This is a genomic window from Streptomyces sp. Alt3, assembly GCF_030719215.1.
Taxonomy (GTDB): Bacteria; Actinomycetota; Actinomycetes; order Streptomycetales; family Streptomycetaceae; genus Streptomyces; species Streptomyces glycanivorans.
Map to the genome: position 1 here is coordinate 566,628 of NZ_CP120983.1, position 18,079 is coordinate 584,706.

The window sequence follows — 18,079 nt, forward strand, 5'->3', positions numbered from 1 at the left end:
CAGGTTGACGCATCAACTTAACGCCCGGCGTGAGCGCATGCACGGACGCGCGGATGCCCCATCAGGTCACGCGGATGGCGAGACATGGGCTCGCGTCCGGGGAGGCACGCCCCGACGACGGGCGCGGAGCATCCATCATCGCCACCCCCGGCCGGCCGCAAGGCGATCGCGGAAGCCGCACCCCAGCACGTCGAGCACGTCCGCCGCCTGTTCATCGATGCCCTGAACCAGCTCAGCGCACCCGCCCGGCCCTCCAGGCGCGTCCTGGACCACCTGGAGCAGCAGCCGGGCCGACCGGTCGAGAGGATGCCGCCGCCCGGTCCGCAGGACGGCGGCCCTGCACCAGCCCGACCGAGGGACATGCGCTCGGGCCGGTCCGGACTCCCGACTCCGGCGGGGAGAAGACAGGCCGCATTCTAGTTGACATGACAACTAGAAGCTGACATGTTTACGCATCAACCACATCTCGACACGACGAACGCGTTGAACGACGTGAACACGATGGATGTTTCGCAAATCGTTTTCGGCATCGACGGTTTCGGAGACCGGCCCCGAAGCGACCAGGGCGTGATCGTCTCGCACGCCCAGGCGATCCGCGCTGCGGTGACCGAAGCGGTCCTTGCCGACCAGGCCGGGATCGACGTCGTCGCGTTGGGCCGGGACCCTCGAGGCAGTTGTGGGTGCGTCCGACGGCGTTGCGTTTCTCGTAGCGCTCGTCGAAACCCCGGGTACGGACTCGTACTACGGTGGACGCAACAAGGACGTCACAGCTCGATGATCGCGATCACGTATGGAGACCCGAATGCGGCCGATAATTCCCGACTATCTGGCCGAGGTGCTCGGAGATGTGGAGCCGGACACGTCCGGAGAACCGGCGGGATACATCCCTGAACTCGCGACTGCGGACACCAAGTACCTCGGCGCGGCCTTTGCCATGCTCGACGGGGAGGTATACGGCGCCGGTGACATCGATATCGAGTTCACGATCCAGTCGATCTCCAAACCGTTCGTGTACGCCCTTGCACTGTCCGATCGCGGATTCGACTCCGTGGTCGCCAAAGTGGGGGTCGAGCCCTCCGGAGAAGCGTTCAACGAGATTTCACTCGAAAGTGGCACCGGGCGCCCCCTCAATCCCATGATCAACGCCGGCGCGATCACCGTCCACTCGCTGGCCGGCGCAGAGGACCTGGATCCGGCAGGTCGCGTGGAGCGCGTACTTCGCGGCCTCTCGGCGTTCGCCGGTCGTCGGCTGAAGATGGATGAAGCGGTATACGCGTCGGAGATCGAGCATGCGCACCGCAACCTCGCCATTGCGCACATGCTCCGCAGCCACGACATCCTCACCGGGGACGCGAGAACCGTCGTGGACGGCTACACCCGTCAGTGTTCCGTCCTCGTCACCGCGCGAGATCTGGCCATGATGGCCGCTACGTTGGCCAACCGCGGGATGAATCCTCTCTCGGGTGAGCAGGTGGTGCCTGAAGCGGTGGTACGTCAGGTGCTGAGTGTCATGTTCAGCTGCGGAATGTATGACGCGGCCGGTGACTGGGGGACCCAGGTCGGAATCCCGGCGAAGAGCGGGGTGGCCGGGGGCCTGATCGGCGCGCTCCCGGGACAGGTCGGCATTGCCACGTTCTCACCCCGACTGGACGTTCACGGGAACAGCGTTCGCGGGGTGTCACTGTTCGAACGATTCTCCTCGGACATGGGTCTGCATGTGATGGAGGTTCCCCCCGCCGCGCTTGCGGTCCTGCGTTCCAACCACGTCGTAGGCAGCGGACCGAACGCACTTCGGGTCCTGGAACTGCAAGGTGGAATCGGCTTTGCCGGAGCCGAGAGAGTCGTCAAGGAAGCCGTGGACAACCCGCCTTCGGAAGTCAAGGTGGCTCTGGACCTGACAAGGGTCTACTCGATCGACGACGTGGCACGGCGCATGCTGCTCGAGATCGCACGCCGGCTGACGCTGAGTGGTCACGACGTCTACCTCGTCGACCCGGAATCGATCATGAAGGACCCCGATCCCGGCGACGGTGGCCGAGTCACAGTCGTGGACAGCGTGGATCAAGCCGCGATTCCGATGGGGGCGGTTCAGTAAAGGACGGCCTCCCCCATGAAGTGACGGTGGATGAACGGCCGTTGCCCTGACCGCTTCTCATGACGCGGAACCGCGCCGTCGCGGCCGACGAGCCGTAGGTGACGCCGAGCCGGCCTCGAGGCGGTACGTACGCTCCGTCGTCTTCTTCGTGGTTCCGCGACGGGGCCGCTGGACTCCGGGCTCGGTGCCGCTGTCCCCTTGTCGGCGGTGCTCACGGCTCCGTCCGGCTGATCGTTCAAGAATCCGACAGGACGAGAAGAGTGTGGTGACCAACATGACGACGAACTTCACCCCGCTGGACCGTTACATAGGTCTGTCCGACCGGGCGGTCCACGACGAAGCGGCGCTGAACGAAGCGCTGGCGCTCTTCGCGGCGGACGCAACCGTCCAGATCGGCCCGGAGCCGGCGCACGGCAGTGAGGCCATCGCCGCCTTCTACCATGCCCACTTCGCCGATCACGCCGAGATGAAGCACTTCTGGAACACCACGGTCCTTGATGACGGCACCCTCAGGGCCGAGTGGGTCTGCGCGGCACGCAAGACGGACGGCAGCCTCATCACCGTCGCCGGGGTGGAACACGCCACGCTCGACGCTCAGGGCCTCATCAGCCATCTCCGTAACGAGTTCACCCGCCTCCCCGGCTGAGCCGGCCGGGGGCTGTCCGGTCGGCGGCTCCTCCAGGAATGGGACGTGCCCCAAGGTCGCCCCGCCCACGGGATGCGCGGGGCGCGCCGGTGCGACCCTTGTGTGACCCATCGATAATCGATAGATTCCCATCGTTGCTCGATGGGAGATGGAGACATGGGGAAGCTGACCGTGCGCGCGCTGCGCGCCGTGCTGGTGGTGGTGCTCGCCGGCACCCTGTTCGTACAGGCATTGATGCTGTGGGCGTCGGTCAGCGGGAACGACCCCGAGGACGGGTCGCTCCCGCTGACCGCGCTGCGCGTGATCACGGTCCTGGGCATCGGAACGGCTCAGGTCGCCGTGGTCTGTGTATGGCGACTGGTCACGATGGTGCGACGCGGAACCGTGTTCTCCCACGCCGCCTTCCGGTACGTGGACGTCATCATCGGCGCGATCGTCGCGGCTGCCCTCGTGTGGTTCGCGGTCACGGCACTGAACGCTCCCAGCCAGCGCGACGACCCGGGCGTCACCCTCATCATGGGCGGGGTCGGCATGGCCGTCCTGGGGGTCGCGCTCATCGTGCTCGTGCTGCGGACGCTGCTCGCCCAGGCCGTCGCCCGTGACGTCGAAGCGACTCGGATGCAGGCCGAGTTGGACGAGGTGATCTGATGCCGATCGCCGTCGACATCGATGTGATGCTGGCCAGGCGGAAGATGTCGGTGGGCGAACTCGCGGACCGCGTGGGAATCACGCCCGCCAACCTGGCGGTGCTCAAGAACGGCCGCGCCAAGGCGGTGCGCTTCGCGACGCTCGCCGCGCTCTGCGAGGTGCTCGAGTGCCAGCCGGGCGACCTGCTCCGCTGGGAGGCCGAGGACGCGGCGGGCGGATGACTGGACGAGCGTGCCTGCGCACCGCGACGCGACCGGGACGTCGCGGCCGCGTACTCCGAGCGGCGCCGACAGCACGGCAGGGGCGGCGGGCACCCCGGCCGGGTTCCCGAGGCAGTGGTGGAAGGCCCCCGGGCCCATAACGATCTAAGTATCCACGCGTGCGCGACCGAGTATGCGCACTCAACGCACAACACCCCTCCGGCGGCAGGGTGGTGGCAGACCGAACCACTGGAGAGGATCCACCACATGTCCCGGAGAACGAACCGCCCCGCCACCCGCCTCCGGCCCGGAAGGGCGCGCGTCGTCGCCGCTGCTCTCACCGGTGTTGTCGCCGTCGTGGCACTGACCGGATGCGCCGGCTTCGAGTACCGGGAGGACGTCTGCAACGGCGGCGAGTACCCCGTCCTGTCCGTGGGCGGAACCGGCTCCGCCTGTGTCCGGGACGCCGAGGAGCCTCCCGCGGGATACGTGCGTTATCCGGAGGGCAAGGTGCCGCAGCAGGTCGACGACAAGTGGGACGTGTACTGGGACACCCACACGCTCGACAAGGACGGAAACACCGTCGCCGCCCCGGACGCGGGCTGACCGGGGAGGCTCCCCCGGTCTGCCTCCTGTGATTCAGCCCGGGGGAACCTCACCGGGCTGAATCACAGGAGGCAGACCGACCCGCATGCCGTCCGCACCGCCCGCAGCGGCACGGACGGGCGGAAACGGCCCGGTGGCCCGTACGTGCGCTGGGCGCACCAAGGCAGACGGTGACAGCATGGGAGGCGCGGGGAACGAACAGCGTGAGGAGCAGCCATGCCTACCCGCCCGTCCGACGCCACGCAGGATCCGAGGACGGTCGTGGGTGTGGACGGGTCGGAGCGTGCCACGTCCGCCGCCCTTTGGGGCGCGGCGGACGCCGAGGCACATCGTCGGAGCCTGCTGCTCGTGCACGCCGCCGACCTCGACCGACTGGACCGGTTCGCGTCGTTCGAGACGTCGGAACATCTGCGGGACGCGGGCAACTCGGTCCTGACGACGGCGGCGGAAGAGATCCGGAAGCGGTTCCCCGAGCTCGAGGTCGGCGTCAAGCTGAGCCGCAGGAAGCCGATCCCGGCTCTCCACGCGTCCGTCCGGCCCGGCAGCACGATCGTCGTCGGCAGCAGGGGCACCGGCGGATTCGGTCCCCTTCTTCTCGGGTCGACCGGTCTGGAGGTCGTCATCGGCAGTCCCGCTCCCGTCGTGGTCGTGCGTGGTGAGCCCGAACGCGAGAACGCGCCGGTCACGGCTGCTGTGCGCGACGAGCACGATGTCCGGTGGCTGGTGCGTGCCGGACGGGAGGCACTGGCCCGCGAGCGCGCACTGCGGCTGGTGAACGTGCACAGTCTGTTTGCCCGGTTCGACGGGACCGCGCGGGACGAAACCGGGCGGGCCGCGGATCGCGGCGAAAAGCTCATGGCCGACCTGGCCTCCGGAATCCGGGAGAGCGCCCCCGGTCTCGCCGTGGAGACCGAGGTGGTCGAGGCGCGGTCAGCCGCGTCCGCACTCGTCGAGGCGAGCCGGCACGCGGATCTCCTGGTCATGGGAAGCCATGAGCGGCGCGGTGTCTCCGTGCTGGGACTGGGTCATGTGGTGCACGCCCTCCTGCACCACTCCCGATGTCCGGTCGAGATCGTGCCGTACCGGCGTGACGACGAGAGCGGGGTCGTGGAGGAAGGGCTCAGGGACGACGAGGGCTGACGGCCGGCGCTGAATCGCATCCTTCGGACAGGGCCGCCTCGGGGCGGACCCCGTGGAGCGTGTCACGGAGGCGCCCGTCCCCGCCCGGCGGGCGGACCGACGCCGTGGCGTGCCGACAGGCAGCACCGGACCGGGCCCGCTTGTCATGTTCCCCCACCTGCGACTACTGTCGCCTCGCCTTGGTGAACGGGAAATCCGGTGTGATGCCGGTGCGGCCCTCGCCACTGTGATCGGGAAGTCCGGCTCCGGCCCTCGCGGGCAGCCACTGGGTCCTTGTGACCCGGGAAGGCGGAGTTCGGGCGGTGTTACCCGTAAGCCAGGAGACCGGCCAAGGCACTTCAACCATCCACGAGGTGCTGGAGAGGGTCTGCTGAGCCATGCACATAGCCGAGGGTTTTCTGCCTCCGGCGCACGCGATCGCCTGGGGTGTCGCGTCCGCGCCGTTCGTCGTCCACGGAGTCCGGTCACTTTCGCGTGAGGTCAGGGAGAACCCTGAGAGCACGCTGCTCCTGGGGGCCTCCGGGGCCTTCACGTTCGTCCTTTCCGCTTTGAAGATCCCCTCCGTGACGGGAAGTTGTTCTCACCCCACGGGTACGGGGCTGGGGGCCATCCTGTTCCGTCCGCCCATCATGGCGGTCCTGGGCACCATCACCCTGCTGTTCCAGGCCCTGCTGCTCGCCCACGGCGGTCTGACCACGCTGGGAGCCAACGTCTTCTCGATGGCGATCGTCGGCCCCTGGGCCGGATACGCGGTCTTCAGGCTGCTGCGCCGGTACGACGTGCCGCTGATGGTGGCGGTGTTCTTCGCTGCGTTCGTCGCCGACCTGTCCACCTACTGCGTCACCAGCGTGCAGCTGGCACTCGCCTTCCCGGACCCGGGCAGCGGGTTCATGGGCGCGCTCGGCAAGTTCGGCTCCATCTTCGCGGTCACCCAGATCCCGCTCGCCGTGAGCGAGGGTCTCCTGACCGTGCTGGTGATGCGGCTTCTCGTGCAGTCCAGCAAGGGTGACCTGACCCGGCTCGGCGTCTTCCTCGCAGGGAAGCGCGCCCGCACGGAGAAGGCCGAGACCGAGGCGGTGGCCCGATGAACAAGAACACGAGGATAAACGCTCTTCTCCTGTTCGTGGTGGCCGCGCTGGCCGTCCTGCCGCTGGCCCTCGGTCTCGGCGACGGCGAGGAGGAACCGTTCGTGGGCGCCGACGCGCAGGCCGAGACGGCGATCACCGAGATCGATCCCGATTACGAACCCTGGTTCTCGCCGCTGTACGAACCGCCGTCCGGGGAGATCGAGTCGGCCCTGTTCGCCCTTCAGGCGGCGCTCGGGGCAGGCGTCCTCGCCTACTACTTCGGCCTGCGGCGTGGGCGCCGGCAGGGCGAGCTCCGTGCGACCGCGGGGCAGGACAGAGGGGGCGCCGACGGCGGTGCCGGGGAGTCGAAGGCCCGGAAGGCCTGAGCCCCCATGCTGCCGATCGACGCGGCGGCGCACAGCAGTCGCTGGCGCCGCCGCCATCCCGTGGACAAGGCCGTGCTCGGTCTGGGGCTCACGGTGCTGGCCATCTCGACTCCGCCCTGGCCAGGTGCGGTCCTGGTCCTCGTCGCCGCCCTGGCGGTGCTGCTGGGTCCTGCCGGCGTGACCGCCCGTCACCTGTGGCGGGCGTACCGGGTGCCTCTGGGTTTCTGCGTCACCGGGGCGGCCACGCTCCTCGTGCAGGTCGGCGGGCCGGAAGGGCTCGTCGCTCTCGACCCCGGGGGGCCACAGCGCGCAGGTGAGCTGCTGCTGCGCACCTCGGCCGCGTCCCTCGGGGTGCTGCTGTTCGCCTTCACCACCCCGATGTCCGACCTGTTGCCCCGCCTGGTCAGGGCGGGGGTGCCCGCGCCGGTGGTGGACGTCGCCCTGGTGACGTACCGCATGAGTTTCCTTCTCCTCGATTCGGTGCGCCGGATCAGGGAGGCGCAGGCGGCCCGGCTCGGCCACACCACCCGGGCCGCGACCTGGCGGTCACTGGCGGGGCTCGGAGCCACCGCGTTCGTCAGGGCGTTCGACCGTGCGGCGCGGCTCCAGACGGGGCTTGCGGGGCGCGGTTACGACGGAACCCTGCGCGTCCTGGTGCCCGAGGCCCGCGTCTCCGTCCGGTTCGTGGCGCTGAGCGTCCTCCTGCTCGCGGTCCTCACCATCCTGACCTTCGTCCTGGAAAGGCCGCTGTCATGAGCGGATCCGTGCTCCTCGCCCTGCGGGGCGCGTCCTTCGCGTACGAGGACGGTCCCGCCGTGCTCAGCGGCCTCGACTTCGAGGCACGCGAGGGGCGTGCGCTCGCCCTCCTCGGCCGCAACGGCAGTGGAAAGACCACGCTGATGCGGCTTCTCAGCGGCGGACTGCGCCCACGTGAGGGGCAGTTGACGGTCGAGGGGCGCCCCGTCACCTACGACCGGAAGGGGCTGACCCGGCTGCGCACCACCGTCCAGCTGGTGGTGCAGGACCCGGACGACCAGTTGTTCGCCGCGTCCGTCTCCCAGGACGTGTCGTTCGGGCCGCTGAACCTCGGGCTGACCGACACCGAGGTGCGTGCCCGCGTGGACGAGGCGCTCGCCGCCCTCGACATCACCGCCCTGGCGGACCGGCCCACCCATCTCCTCTCCTACGGGCAGCGGAAGCGGACCGCCATCGCCGGCGCGGTCGCGATGCGGCCCCGTGTGCTGATCCTCGACGAGCCGACAGCCGGCCTCGATCCGGACGGCCAGGAGCGACTGCTCGACACGCTCGGCTCGCTCCGGGACAGCGGAACCACCGTCATGATGGCCACCCACGACGTCGATCTCGCTCTGCGCTGGGCCGACGATGCCGCACTCCTCACCCCGGCCGGCGTCCGGGCTGGGCCCGCGCCCGTGATGCTGGCCCGCACCGATCTCCTGGGGGAGGCGGGGCTGCGTCTGCCGTGGGGCGTCGCGGCTTCGCGACTGCTGCGCTCGCATGGCCTGTTGGGAGATTCGGAACCCGGTCCGCGCACCGCCGAGCAGCTCGCCGCGGACTTCGCCGCGCCGGTCCCCGCCGAGGGGACGACCACCGACGGCCGACGCCCCTGAGGGTCACCCCGCCGGAACACCTGAAGCAGGAGCCGGACCTGATGGCCCATCACCACCGGCACTCGGGATCCCGGCGGGAATCGGGCGCTCGGGAACGTTTCAGGGAACGAAGTGGTATTCGTACCGAAAGCCGAAGCCTCCGGGACGGACGGGGGCCGGGATGCGAGAGCGACAGCCGGTTCCGAATCCGATCCATTAATCCTCGGCCGCGTTTACCTCGGGTTTACAATCACCCACAGACCGAACCGATGTACGAATATGCACATCGGCTCGCGACTGGCATATGCAGTAGCCACGCAGCCGCGGATGATCTCACATAGCGAGAACTGAACGTGAGGCACATCCCCAGGCCACGGGGGGTGAGCGAACGATTCAGCTCGTTCGGCATCGACTTTCGGACTCTTCACAAAGGATTAACTCGATAAGCACTTCGGCCTGTTAGCTTCCTGGAAGGAGAGTGACATCCATGAGGAGGTGAAGGGGTGCGCGCAGCGGCAGTACGGTTCGTGCTCGCGTTCCTGATGAGCTTCCTATTGGCCCCGTACTCCGGCACCGCTTCGGCGGACGCACATGCGTCCGCATCAGGAATTCTGGCCGGAGGCCTCCCGGACGCCACCACCGCCGAGGCGCACATCGCGCACGGCCCCTGTGGCACGGCCGAGCGCGGGGGCGAGCCGAACGGCCTTCTGCGCCACCGCGACCGGCAACGCTCCGCGACGGCCCCCGCTGCCGAGGCTCCGCCGCGTTCCGTGGCGGCACAGGCCGCCGAGGGCGCGCTCGCCCCGGCGGCCTTCGCCGCGATGGGCAACGCGCCCCACAGCTCCAGATCCTCGGGCGCGCACTCCTCCCCCGCTCTTCAGGTGTTCCGCTGCTGAGCTGACCCGGCACCCGGCACACCCGCCCCTCCAGCCCGCATCCTGCGGGACTCGTCGACGAGGGGTGATGCCGACGTGCCCTCCGGGCCCCAGTTCTCGTACGCGCACCGACGCGCCGGACTCCGGCGCGCCAGGAGGAATCACTGGCATGCGTTCCCTCTTCGAACACCACGCGGTAGAAGTACTGCACATCAGCGACAGCGCCGTCTGGGCACCCCCGCCCGGCGACGTACGCTCCGCCCCCTTCCGCACGGGATGAGGGCCGCCATGGACCGCGTTCGCACGTTCCCGTACCTGCGGCAGGACTTCGCCGCGTCACTCGTCGTCTTCCTGGTCGCTCTGCCGCTGTGCGTGGGCGTCGCCGTCGCGTCGGGGGTACCGGCCGAACTGGGCCTCATCACCGGCATCGTGGGCGGGATCGTCACCGGCCTCATGCGGGGCAGCAGTCTCCAGGTGTCCGGGCCGGCCGCCGGTCTCACCGTGCTCGTCTTCGAGGCCGTCCAGTCCTTCGGGCTTCCCGCGCTCGGGGTGATCGTGCTGACCGCGGGGCTGCTGCAACTGGCCATGGGCGCCCTGCGGCTGGGCCGCTGGTTCCGGGCCATCTCCGTCTCCGTCGTCGAGGGCATGCTCGCCGGCATCGGCCTCGTCCTCATCGCGGGACAGCTCTACGCGGCGGCCGGCGTCGACGCGCCGCTCTCAGGTACGGGCAAGGTGGCCGGCATCCCGGGGCTGCTGGCCGACGCGGTGTCCAGTCCCGCGGCTCTCACCTCACTCGCGCTCGGCGCCGCCACCATAGCTCTGGTGGTGGGGTGGAGCAGGATGCCGAAGCGGGTGCGGGCCGTCCCGGGCGCACTCGCCGCGGTCGTGCTCGCCACCCTGGCCACGCTGGCGTTCGACCTGCCGGTCGAGACCGTCCGGGTCCAGGGGCTGCTCGACGCCGTCCAGATGCCCGCGCTGTCCGAGTTCGGCGGGCTCGCCACCCTGAGCATGCTCGGGACCATCGCGGCCTTCACCCTGATCGCCTCCGCGGAGAGCCTGTTCAGCGCGGCCGCGGTGGACCGGCTGCACGACGGACCTCGCACCCAGTACGACAAGGAACTGATGGCCCAGGGCACGGGCAACACGGTGTGCGGAATCCTCGGCGCGCTGCCCATGACCGCGGTCATCGTCCGTAGCTCGGCCAACGTGCAGGCGGGCGCGCGGACCCGGGCCTCCCGGGTGCTGCACGGTGTGTGGCTGCTCCTGTTCGCGGCGCTGCTCCCGTCCGCGCTGGCCCTCATCCCGCTGCCCGCCCTGGCGGGCATCCTCATCCACGCCGGGTGGAAGCTGATCCCGCTGCGGTCGCTGGTGCCCCTGTGGCGTGAGCATCGCGGCGAGGCGCTGATCCTGATCGTCACGGCCGTGGCGATCGTCACGGTGAACATGTTCGAAGGTGTGCTGACCGGCCTGGCCCTCTCGGTGGCGAAGGCGGCCTGGGACGCCTCCCACATCAAGCTGGAGGTCGTCGACAGCAGTCCCGCCGGAGTGCGCGCGCGGCTGTCGGGCAATGCGACGTTCCTGCGGCTGCCGAAAATACTCGACAGCCTGGAGGCCCTGCCCAAGGACCGGCCCGTCTCCCTGGACCTCTCCGGTCTGCACCACCTGGATCACGCCTGCCGCACCGCGCTGGAGAACTGGGCGGAGAGGCACAGCTCCTCGGACACCGAACCCGTGCGGCTGACCCGGGACGACGTGGTGACGGCCACCCCGTGAGACCGGCGCCCTGAGCCCGTCGGGTTCCGGGACGCGCGACGACTCGCCGGGGCGCCTTCGACAGGCGTCCCGGCGAGTCGTCGCCGCTGATCAGCCGTTGGGCAGGATGACCGCGCGGCCGTTGATCTTGCCCGCGTGGAGCCGCTCGTAGGCGAGCGGTGCCTCGTCGATGGAGTACGTCTCCACGTGGACGTCGACGGCACCGGCGTGGGCCAGTTCGATGACCTCGGCGAGCTCCTTGCGCGAGCCCCAGTACGGCGCGGTGACCGAGGTGGAGAACGGCAGGACACCGAATCCGACGGGCAGCAGTCCGCCGCCGATTCCGACGATGGTGACGTCGCTGTCGACGGAGGCCATGGCACCGGCCGCCTTCACGGTCGGTTCGGCGCCGACGAAGTCGAGGACGACCTTGGCGCCGATGCCACCGGTGAGTTCACGGACCTTGGCCGCGGCGTTCGCGTCGGACAGCACGGTCTCGTGGGCGCCGACCGCACGGGCGAGAGCCAGCTTCTCCTCGGTGACGTCGAGCGCGATGACCCGTACGGCGGTCATGGCGCGCAGGAGCTGGATGGCGACGTGGCCGAGGCCTCCGGTGCCGATGACCACGGCGGTGGCGCCGGGCAGGAGCTTCGGCAGCGAGCGCTTGATCGCGTGGTACGGCGTGAGGCCGGCGTCGGTCAGTGAGACCGTCTTGACCGGGTCCAGGTCGCCGATCGGCGTCAGGTGACGGGCGTCGTCGACGATCATGTACTCGGCCATGGCACCCGGGTTGCCGAGTCCGGGCGGGTTGATGCCTAGGTCCGCTGCCCGCAGGCAGTAGTTCTCGCGGCCCTCCGCGCAGTTCACGCAGGTACCGCAGCCCCACGGGCCGTAGACGGCGACCGCATCACCGACGGAGACGCCCACGGCGCCCTCGCCGAGCGCGGCGACCGTGCCGACGCCCTCGTGGCCGAGGGTGAGCGGGAGTTCGTAGGGGAACCCCTCTGCGGGCCAGCTCATCACGGCGATGTCCGAGTGGCAGACACCGGCGGCGGTGACCTTCAGCAGGATCTGACCGGGCCCGGCCACGGGCTCCGGTATCTCGACGACCTCGGGCGCGGCGCCGATGGTGCGGTACTGGACGGCTTTCATGTCTCTCCTTCGTTCTCCGTACTTCCTTTGTGACCTCCGTGGCTGTGGTGCGCCACTCGGGGGTCAGGACGCGGAGTAGCCGCCGTCCACCAGGTGGTAGCTGCCGTGGATGAAGGAGGCCCGGTCGGAGAGCAGGAAGGCGGTGAGCTCGGCGACCTCCTCCGACGTGCCGAGGCGGCCTGCCGGGTGCAGGGAGATCAGGTGGTCGCGGGCAGGTCCGTCGGTGTCGCGGAGCAGGGGGGTGTCGATGAAGCCCGGGCCGACGGCGTTGATGCGGACGTTCTGTGCCGCGTATTCGAGTGCCGCGCTCTTGGTGAGGCCGACGACGCCGTGCTTGGCGGCGGCGTAGGCCGGGGAGCCCGCGAAGCCGTTGGTGCCGAGGATCGACGAGATGTTGACGACGGCGCCGCCGCCCGCGGCCAGGATGGCCGGGAGTTCGTAGCGCATGGAGTAGAAGACGCCGCTGAGGTTGGTGGCGACGACCCTGTTCCAGTCCTCGATGCCGTACTCGCCGGTGGGCAGGGAGGGGCCACCGATGCCGGCGTTGTTCACGGCCAGGTGCAGGCCCCCGAAGGTCTCGACGGCGAACCGCACGCCCGCCTCGACGGAGGCCGGGTCGGTGACGTCGAGCGCGACGGCCGCGGCGCGGGCGCCGGTGGCCTCCAGTTCGGCGGCGGCCTTGCGGGCGCTCTCCTCGTTGTGGTCGGCGACGACGACGGTCGCACCGCTCGCGGCGAGCCGCCGGGAGAGGGCGAGTCCGATGCCGGACGCGCCGCCGGTGACGAGTGCGACCTTGCCGGCGAACTCCGCCTCGTAGGCGGTGGGGAGGTTGGTGCTCATGATGTGCTTCCTTGCGTGGTGCTGTGGGGCGCCGGCTCGTCCTGCCGGGATTCCAGCAGGTCCGTGGAGAGGGCGTCGAAGGCGTGTACGACGAACTCGGGCAGGGCGGCCGGCCGGCCGCCCCGTACCCATGCCGCCTGTGCCGCGAGGAGCGCTCCGGCTCCCGCGGCGACGGTCACGGCGGGACGCAGGTCCTGTCGTGGGTCGACACCGAGACGTTCCGCGAGAATCGCCACCGACTCCTCCTGGGCGTCCACCCGGATGTGGTGGTACGCCGCGTACAGAGTCGGTTCCTCCTCGGCCATGGCCAGCAGGTCGAAGATGCGTGGCCGCAGATGCCAGGGCTCCGCCTCCGCGTCGTCGAGCCATTCGAGGACGGCACGGCGGTAGGCGGTGAGCGGCGGCTCGGCCGGAGGGCGCTCGCGGAGCGCTCGGTTGATCCTGTCGCCGTCGCCCCGCACTGCGTCGAGGACGGCGGCCTCCTTGCTCGGGAAGTACCGGCTGAAGGTGCGCCGGTCGACGTCGGCCGCTTGCGCGATCTCCTCGACCGTCACACTCCGCAGACCGCGTTCGAGTACGAGATCGAACGCGCTCCGTGCCAGTGCGTCCCGGGTCCGGCGCGCCTTGCGGCCGCGCCGTTCCGGAACGTTCCCCGTCTCATACATGGTTGCATCGTACACCTGAAAATGTCCCAGTGGGACTTTTGTCTCATCGGGACATATGGCGTCGTCAGCTCCCGCGCAACGGAAAGGGGCCGGGGTGACCACTCGGCCACCCCGGCCCCTCCGTGCCATCCGCGCCCCACTTCGCCGGCGGCACGGGCTTCCCTCTACGACAGGGACTTCGCCCCTTCCGGCGCCTCCTCACGGCCCCGGCTCAGGACGCCGGGCCACCATGCGGTGGGGCCGATGTCCCTGACGAGGGCGGGCACCAGGAGCGAGCGGACGACGAGGGTGTCCAGCAGGACGCCGAACGCGACGATGAACGCGATCTGGACCAGGAAGGCGAGGGGAATGACCCCCAGGGCCGCGAAGGTGGCCGCCAGGACGACGCCCGCCGAGGTGATGACCCCGCCCGTGGTGGTCAGCCCGCGCAGTACGCCCTGCCGGGTGCCGTGGATCAGGGACTCCTCGCGGACCCGGGACATCAGGAAGATGTTGTAGTCGACACCGAGGGCGACCAGGAAGACGAATCCGTACAGCGGCACGGAGGAGTCGGTCCCGCTGAAGCCGAAGACGTGCTCGAAGACCAGTGACGAGATGCCGAGGGTCGCGAGGAAGTTCAGCGCCACCGTGGCCACCAGGAGGAGCGGCATCAGCAGTGAGCGGAGCAGGCCGATCAGGATGACGAGGATGATGACCAGCACCACCGGGACGATGATGTTGCGGTCGTGCTCCGCGGTCTTCTGGGTGTCGTACTGCTGCGCCGTGTAGCCGCCGACGAGCGCCTCGGCGCCGGGCACGGCGTGGACCGCGTCGCGCAGCTTCGTGATCGTCTCCTTGGCGGCGTCGCTGTCGGTCGCGGCCGACAGGGTCGCGTCGATGCGGACCCGGCCGTCCACGACGAGCGGTTCCCCGGCCCCCGGGCGCCCGGAGGACGACATCACGGAGACGCTCGCGACTCCGGGAACCTCCTCGGCCGCGGCGACCACCTGCTTCGACCGGTCCGCGCCCGCGATGACGACCGCGGGGTTGCCCGATCCGCCGGGGAAGTGGCGGCCCAGGGTCTCCTGCGCGGTGACGGACGGCGCCTCGTTGACGAAGATCTCCTCGAGCGGCACGCCCTTGGAGTTCAGCGTGGGCATGAAGGCGGCGCAGGCGAGCAGGCCGACCAGCGTGACGGCCCACACCTTGCGCGGGGAGCGGTCGACCAGGCTCGCCACGCGCGACCAGATGCCCGTCGAGCCGGCTTCCGGCTCGGCCTGGCCCTTCTTCGGGCCGGACGGCCAGTACGCGGCCCTGCCGAGGAGGACCAGGACGGCAGGCAGGAAGGTGAGGGCGCTCAGGACGGAGCAGACGATGCCGATGGCTCCCACGGGGCCGAGCGCACGGTTGTTGGTGAGGTCGCTGAGCAGCAGTGCGAGCAGCCCCAGGGCCACGGTGGCGGCGCTGGCCGCGATCGGTCCCGCGGACTCACGGAGTGCGGCACGCATCGCGGACCACCGGTCGGGGCGCCGCCCGAGCTCCTCGCGGAACCGCGCGGTGAGCAGCAGCGCGTAGTCGGTCGCCGCGCCGATCACCAGGATCGAGAGGATGCCCTGGACCTGACCGTCGACGCGGACGACGTCGTGGTCCGCCAACACGTAGACGATCGCGCAGGAGACGCCGAGCGCGAAGACGGCGCCGATGATGATGATCAGGGGGAGCAGGACGCTCCGGTAGACCAGGAGCAGGATGACGAGCACGGTCACCAGCGCGACGCCGAGCAGCAGTCCGTCGATACCGGCGAAGGCGTCCGACAGATCGGCCTGCGAGGCCGCGGGGCCCGCGAGGCCGACGACCGTTCCGGGCACCTTCTCCGCGGCGCTCCGGATCTGTTCGAGGGCGTCGGGGAGTTCCTCGCCGAGATCCGGCCTCAGCTGGACGACGCCCTCCAGCGCCTTGCCGTCGTCGGAGAGCAGTGCGGGGCTCACCTCTCCGGTGACTCCCGTCCCGCCCTTGACCGAAGCGAGGGCGGCCGTGGCCTCCTTCTGCTGCCGGGGGCCGAGATCCTCACCCTCTGCCGATGTCCAGACCACGACGGCGGGCACGGTCTCCTGGCTGCTGAACGCCTTCTGGGCCTCGACGACCCGTGTGGACTCGGCGCTCTGGGGCAGGAAGGAGGCCTGGTCGTTGGTTGCTACCTCCCCGAGCTTCCCCGCGTACGAACCGAAGGCACCGCCGACGACGAGCCAGGCCAGTACGAGGAACACAGGTACAAGAAACAGCCGGCGAACCGGCTTCGATGCGGTGGACATGGCACTCCTGGGTCGGCCGCGATCTCTCAATCATGATGTATCTCAATGATTGAGATTACATGGCCCACGGAGTGCCTTCGCACCGGCAGGGCGTTTCAGCGCCGAGGGACCTGCATGCGGGAGAGTTCGCCGTTCATCCGGGCGAGGAAACGAAGCGCCGCCTCCAGCTCCTGGGGCCCGGAGGCGGCGCGCGCACCGGCCGCCGCCTCGGCCAGAGGCATGAAGAAGGAGCGCGCGGCGGCCTTGGCCCCGGACTCGTAGTACAGATGCACGACCCGACGGTCCGAACTCTCCCGCGCGCGCCTGATGTGCCCCGCACGCTCCAGCCGGTCCAGGCACGCGGTGACCGCGCCGGACGTCAGACCGAGGTGCTCACGCAGACGCCCCGGGGTCAGCGGTACGTCGGCGTCGAGGATCGCACCGAGGGCCTGCACATCCGTGGCGTGCAGACCCTGCGCGTGCGCGAAGGCATGGACCAGCCGGTTGATCTCGCCGTTCATCCGGCGCAGCTCCACGGCGAGGGCCTGGAGCTCCTGCACCCCGGTCGCCTGCGCGCCCGATCCGTCGCGAGAGTCGTCTGCACTGTCCACCGCCCCATGATAGGACGCACCGGACGACACGCCGACGCCCTCCCCGACCTGGGCGAAGACCGCTCACACGGCCCATCTCGCCTCTATACTTCTACAGTTGTGTAGAAACGCGGCTGAACGCGTTCTCCGCGTACGGAAGAAGGAGTGAACGCCACGATGGTGTTCAAGAAGCTGCTCGGTTCGCTCGGCGTGGGCGGGCCCACCGTGGACACGGTACTGCGGCCGGGTGCGGTCGTTCCCGGTGGGGGGCTGAGCGGCGAGGTCCGCCTGAAGGGCGGCAACGCCGATTCCACGATCGAGCACATCACGCTGGAACTCGTCGCACACGTGGAGGCGGAGCACGAGGACGGCGAGGCGGAAGGAGCCGTGGTCTTCGAGCGCTTCACCGTCGCCGGCGGTTTCGTGCTGGCGGAGGGCGAGGAGCGCGACGTCCAGTTCACGCTGACACTCCCCTGGGAGACCCCGGTCACCGAGCTCTACGGCCAGGACCTCGGGATCGTCCTCGGGGTGCGTACGGACCTGTCGGTGTCCGGCGCCCGGGACAAGGGCGACCTCGACCGTCTCACCGTGGGCCCCCTGCCCGCCCAGGAGGCCGTGCTGGAGGCCTTCGGACAGCTCGGCTTCGGCTTCCGGTCCGCCGACCTGGAACTGGGGCACATCGGCGGCAGCGGTCAGCGACTGCCCTTCTACCAGGAGATCGAACTCTCCCCCGCCCCGCACTACGCGGACCGGATCAACGAGATCGAGGTGACCTTCCTGGCCGGCCCGGACGTCCTGGAGGTCGTGCTGGAGGCGGACAAGCGGGGAGGTCACTTCTCCGGCGGCGGCGACTCCATCGGCCGTCACACCGTCGGCCACCACGAGGTCCAGGGCCGCGACTGGGCAACCGAGGTGGACGGCTGGATCAGGTCACTGGCCGAGGCCCACGCCTCGCACGGGGTGCACGAGGCGTACGGACACGGCGGCGGGCACCAGCAGCACTCCGGACCGGGGATGGGCACGGTGATCGCCGCAGGTGCGGCAGGCGTCGCCGTGGGCGTCGTGGGCGGCTTGGTCGCCGCCGAAGTGGTCGACGAGGTCGGCGACTTCTTCGAGGGTGACGAGGAGGAAGAGGAGGGCGACGAGGGCTGAGGCGGGGCCGGGGCGGTGGTGCACGACACCCTGCCATCGCCTTCTACAGTCCTGTAGATTTGGCCCGTCACCGCGGCACGGGGTAAGTCCCCCGGGCCGCCGGGAGATCGCCCCACACCCACCAGGGAGAAGACAGCCGTCATGTTCGGAATCAGCGAGATCGCGATCTTCCTCATCATCGCCATCCTGATCTTCGGTGCCAAGAAGCTCCCCGAACTGGCCCGTTCCATGGGCAAGTCGGCCCGGATCCTGAAGAGCGAGGCGCAGGCCCTCAAGTCCGACGGCAAGCCCCCCGTCGTCCACCCGGATCCGTACACGGAGGGGTCGGACGACCCGCGCGTCATCAGGGGCACCGCCACCGAGAAGCCCTGACCTCACCGAACCTCCC

At 69.8% G+C, this 18,079-nt stretch carries 19 protein-coding genes, 1 pseudogene and 1 riboswitch; of the genes and pseudogenes, 15 read left to right on the forward strand and 5 right to left on the reverse strand.

From position 1 onward, the window contains the following. Positions 1-47 precede the first annotated feature (47 nt). The 13 genes and pseudogenes from P8A20_RS38610 to P8A20_RS02650 all read left to right on the forward strand — a co-directional run. Positions 48-288, forward strand: a pseudogene (locus P8A20_RS38610) (winged helix DNA-binding protein); the annotation flags it as partial. 514 nt (positions 289-802) lie between these two features. Beyond that, positions 803-2,095, forward strand: a complete 1,293-nt coding sequence (locus P8A20_RS02595; RefSeq protein WP_147960871.1) for a glutaminase — start codon at positions 803-805, stop codon at positions 2,093-2,095. A gap of 274 nt (positions 2,096-2,369) precedes the next feature. Next, a complete protein-coding gene (locus P8A20_RS02600) occupies positions 2,370-2,741 on the forward strand; it encodes a nuclear transport factor 2 family protein (RefSeq protein WP_147960870.1) in 372 nt (123 codons plus the stop codon). A gap of 156 nt (positions 2,742-2,897) precedes the next feature. Next, entirely contained in the window at positions 2,898-3,389 is a 492-nt protein-coding gene (locus P8A20_RS02605; protein ID WP_147960869.1) for a DUF2975 domain-containing protein, read from the forward strand. After that, a complete protein-coding gene (locus tag P8A20_RS02610) occupies positions 3,389-3,610 on the forward strand; it encodes a helix-turn-helix domain-containing protein (RefSeq protein ID WP_030724363.1) in 222 nt (73 codons plus the stop codon). Before P8A20_RS02605 ends, P8A20_RS02610 begins: the two co-directional genes overlap by 1 nt. A gap of 246 nt (positions 3,611-3,856) precedes the next feature. Then, positions 3,857-4,195: an SCO0607 family lipoprotein gene (locus tag P8A20_RS02615; protein ID WP_147960868.1), complete on the forward strand. Its 339-nt coding sequence runs from the start codon at positions 3,857-3,859 to the stop codon at positions 4,193-4,195. A gap of 216 nt (positions 4,196-4,411) precedes the next feature. Further along, positions 4,412-5,335, forward strand: a complete 924-nt coding sequence (locus tag P8A20_RS02620) for a universal stress protein (protein WP_306102765.1) — start codon at positions 4,412-4,414, stop codon at positions 5,333-5,335. Between the two features lie 163 nt (positions 5,336-5,498). Next, a riboswitch (cobalamin riboswitch) is annotated at positions 5,499-5,682 on the forward strand. A 30-nt stretch (positions 5,683-5,712) separates the two neighbouring features. Beyond that, entirely contained in the window at positions 5,713-6,423 is a 711-nt protein-coding gene (locus P8A20_RS02625) for an energy-coupling factor ABC transporter permease (RefSeq protein ID WP_147960866.1), read from the forward strand. Continuing rightward, positions 6,420-6,788 (forward strand): energy-coupling factor ABC transporter substrate-binding protein, encoded by a 369-nt coding sequence (locus P8A20_RS02630; RefSeq protein ID WP_306102766.1) that lies wholly within the window; start codon positions 6,420-6,422, stop codon positions 6,786-6,788. The genes P8A20_RS02625 and P8A20_RS02630 overlap by 4 nt, the downstream gene beginning before the upstream one ends. A 6-nt stretch (positions 6,789-6,794) precedes the next feature. Beyond that, positions 6,795-7,544 carry a cobalt ECF transporter T component CbiQ gene (gene cbiQ, locus P8A20_RS02635; RefSeq protein ID WP_147960864.1) on the forward strand — a complete coding sequence of 250 codons (750 nt, stop codon included), beginning with the start codon at positions 6,795-6,797 and terminating at the stop codon, positions 7,542-7,544. Further along, on the forward strand, positions 7,541-8,416 hold the full coding sequence (locus tag P8A20_RS02640; protein ID WP_147960863.1) for an energy-coupling factor ABC transporter ATP-binding protein: 876 nt from the start codon (positions 7,541-7,543) through the stop codon (positions 8,414-8,416). The genes cbiQ and P8A20_RS02640 overlap by 4 nt, the downstream gene beginning before the upstream one ends. A gap of 482 nt (positions 8,417-8,898) precedes the next feature. Further along, on the forward strand, positions 8,899-9,291 hold the full coding sequence (locus P8A20_RS02645; protein ID WP_147960862.1) for a hypothetical protein: 393 nt from the start codon (positions 8,899-8,901) through the stop codon (positions 9,289-9,291). Between the two features lie 267 nt (positions 9,292-9,558). Next, a complete protein-coding gene (locus P8A20_RS02650) occupies positions 9,559-11,043 on the forward strand; it encodes a SulP family inorganic anion transporter (protein WP_147960861.1) in 1,485 nt (494 codons plus the stop codon). Positions 11,044-11,133: 90 nt separating this feature from the next. Here P8A20_RS02650 and P8A20_RS02655 read toward each other — a convergent pair whose 3' ends face one another. From P8A20_RS02655 to P8A20_RS02675, 5 genes are all read right to left on the reverse strand, one after another. Further along, a complete protein-coding gene (locus tag P8A20_RS02655; RefSeq protein WP_147960860.1) occupies positions 11,134-12,174 on the reverse strand; it encodes an NAD(P)-dependent alcohol dehydrogenase in 1,041 nt (346 codons plus the stop codon). 63 nt (positions 12,175-12,237) lie between these two features. Further along, complete coding sequence (locus P8A20_RS02660; protein ID WP_147960859.1) at positions 12,238-13,014, reverse strand: SDR family NAD(P)-dependent oxidoreductase; 777 nt, start codon at positions 13,012-13,014, stop codon at positions 12,238-12,240. Next, entirely contained in the window at positions 13,011-13,679 is a 669-nt protein-coding gene (locus P8A20_RS02665) for a TetR family transcriptional regulator (RefSeq protein WP_147960858.1), read from the reverse strand. Before P8A20_RS02665 ends, P8A20_RS02660 begins: the two co-directional genes overlap by 4 nt. A gap of 164 nt (positions 13,680-13,843) precedes the next feature. Further along, positions 13,844-15,970, reverse strand: a complete 2,127-nt coding sequence (locus P8A20_RS02670; protein ID WP_306102767.1) for an MMPL family transporter — start codon at positions 15,968-15,970, stop codon at positions 13,844-13,846. A 95-nt stretch (positions 15,971-16,065) separates the two neighbouring features. Then, the gene (locus P8A20_RS02675; RefSeq protein WP_306102768.1) at positions 16,066-16,560 is read right to left on the reverse strand and encodes a MarR family winged helix-turn-helix transcriptional regulator; all 495 of its coding nucleotides are present in this window, start codon (positions 16,558-16,560) and stop codon (positions 16,066-16,068) included. A 156-nt stretch (positions 16,561-16,716) separates the two neighbouring features. On the opposite strand from P8A20_RS02675, the gene P8A20_RS02680 reads away from it, so the two are divergent. Together P8A20_RS02680 and tatA are read left to right on the forward strand one after the other, a co-directional pair. Continuing rightward, positions 16,717-17,691: a sporulation protein gene (locus P8A20_RS02680; RefSeq protein ID WP_306105105.1), complete on the forward strand. Its 975-nt coding sequence runs from the start codon at positions 16,717-16,719 to the stop codon at positions 17,689-17,691. Positions 17,692-17,832: 141 nt separating this feature from the next. Then, entirely contained in the window at positions 17,833-18,063 is a 231-nt protein-coding gene (gene tatA, locus P8A20_RS02685; protein ID WP_147960854.1) for a twin-arginine translocase TatA/TatE family subunit, read from the forward strand. The last annotated feature ends 16 nt before the right edge of the window (positions 18,064-18,079 follow it).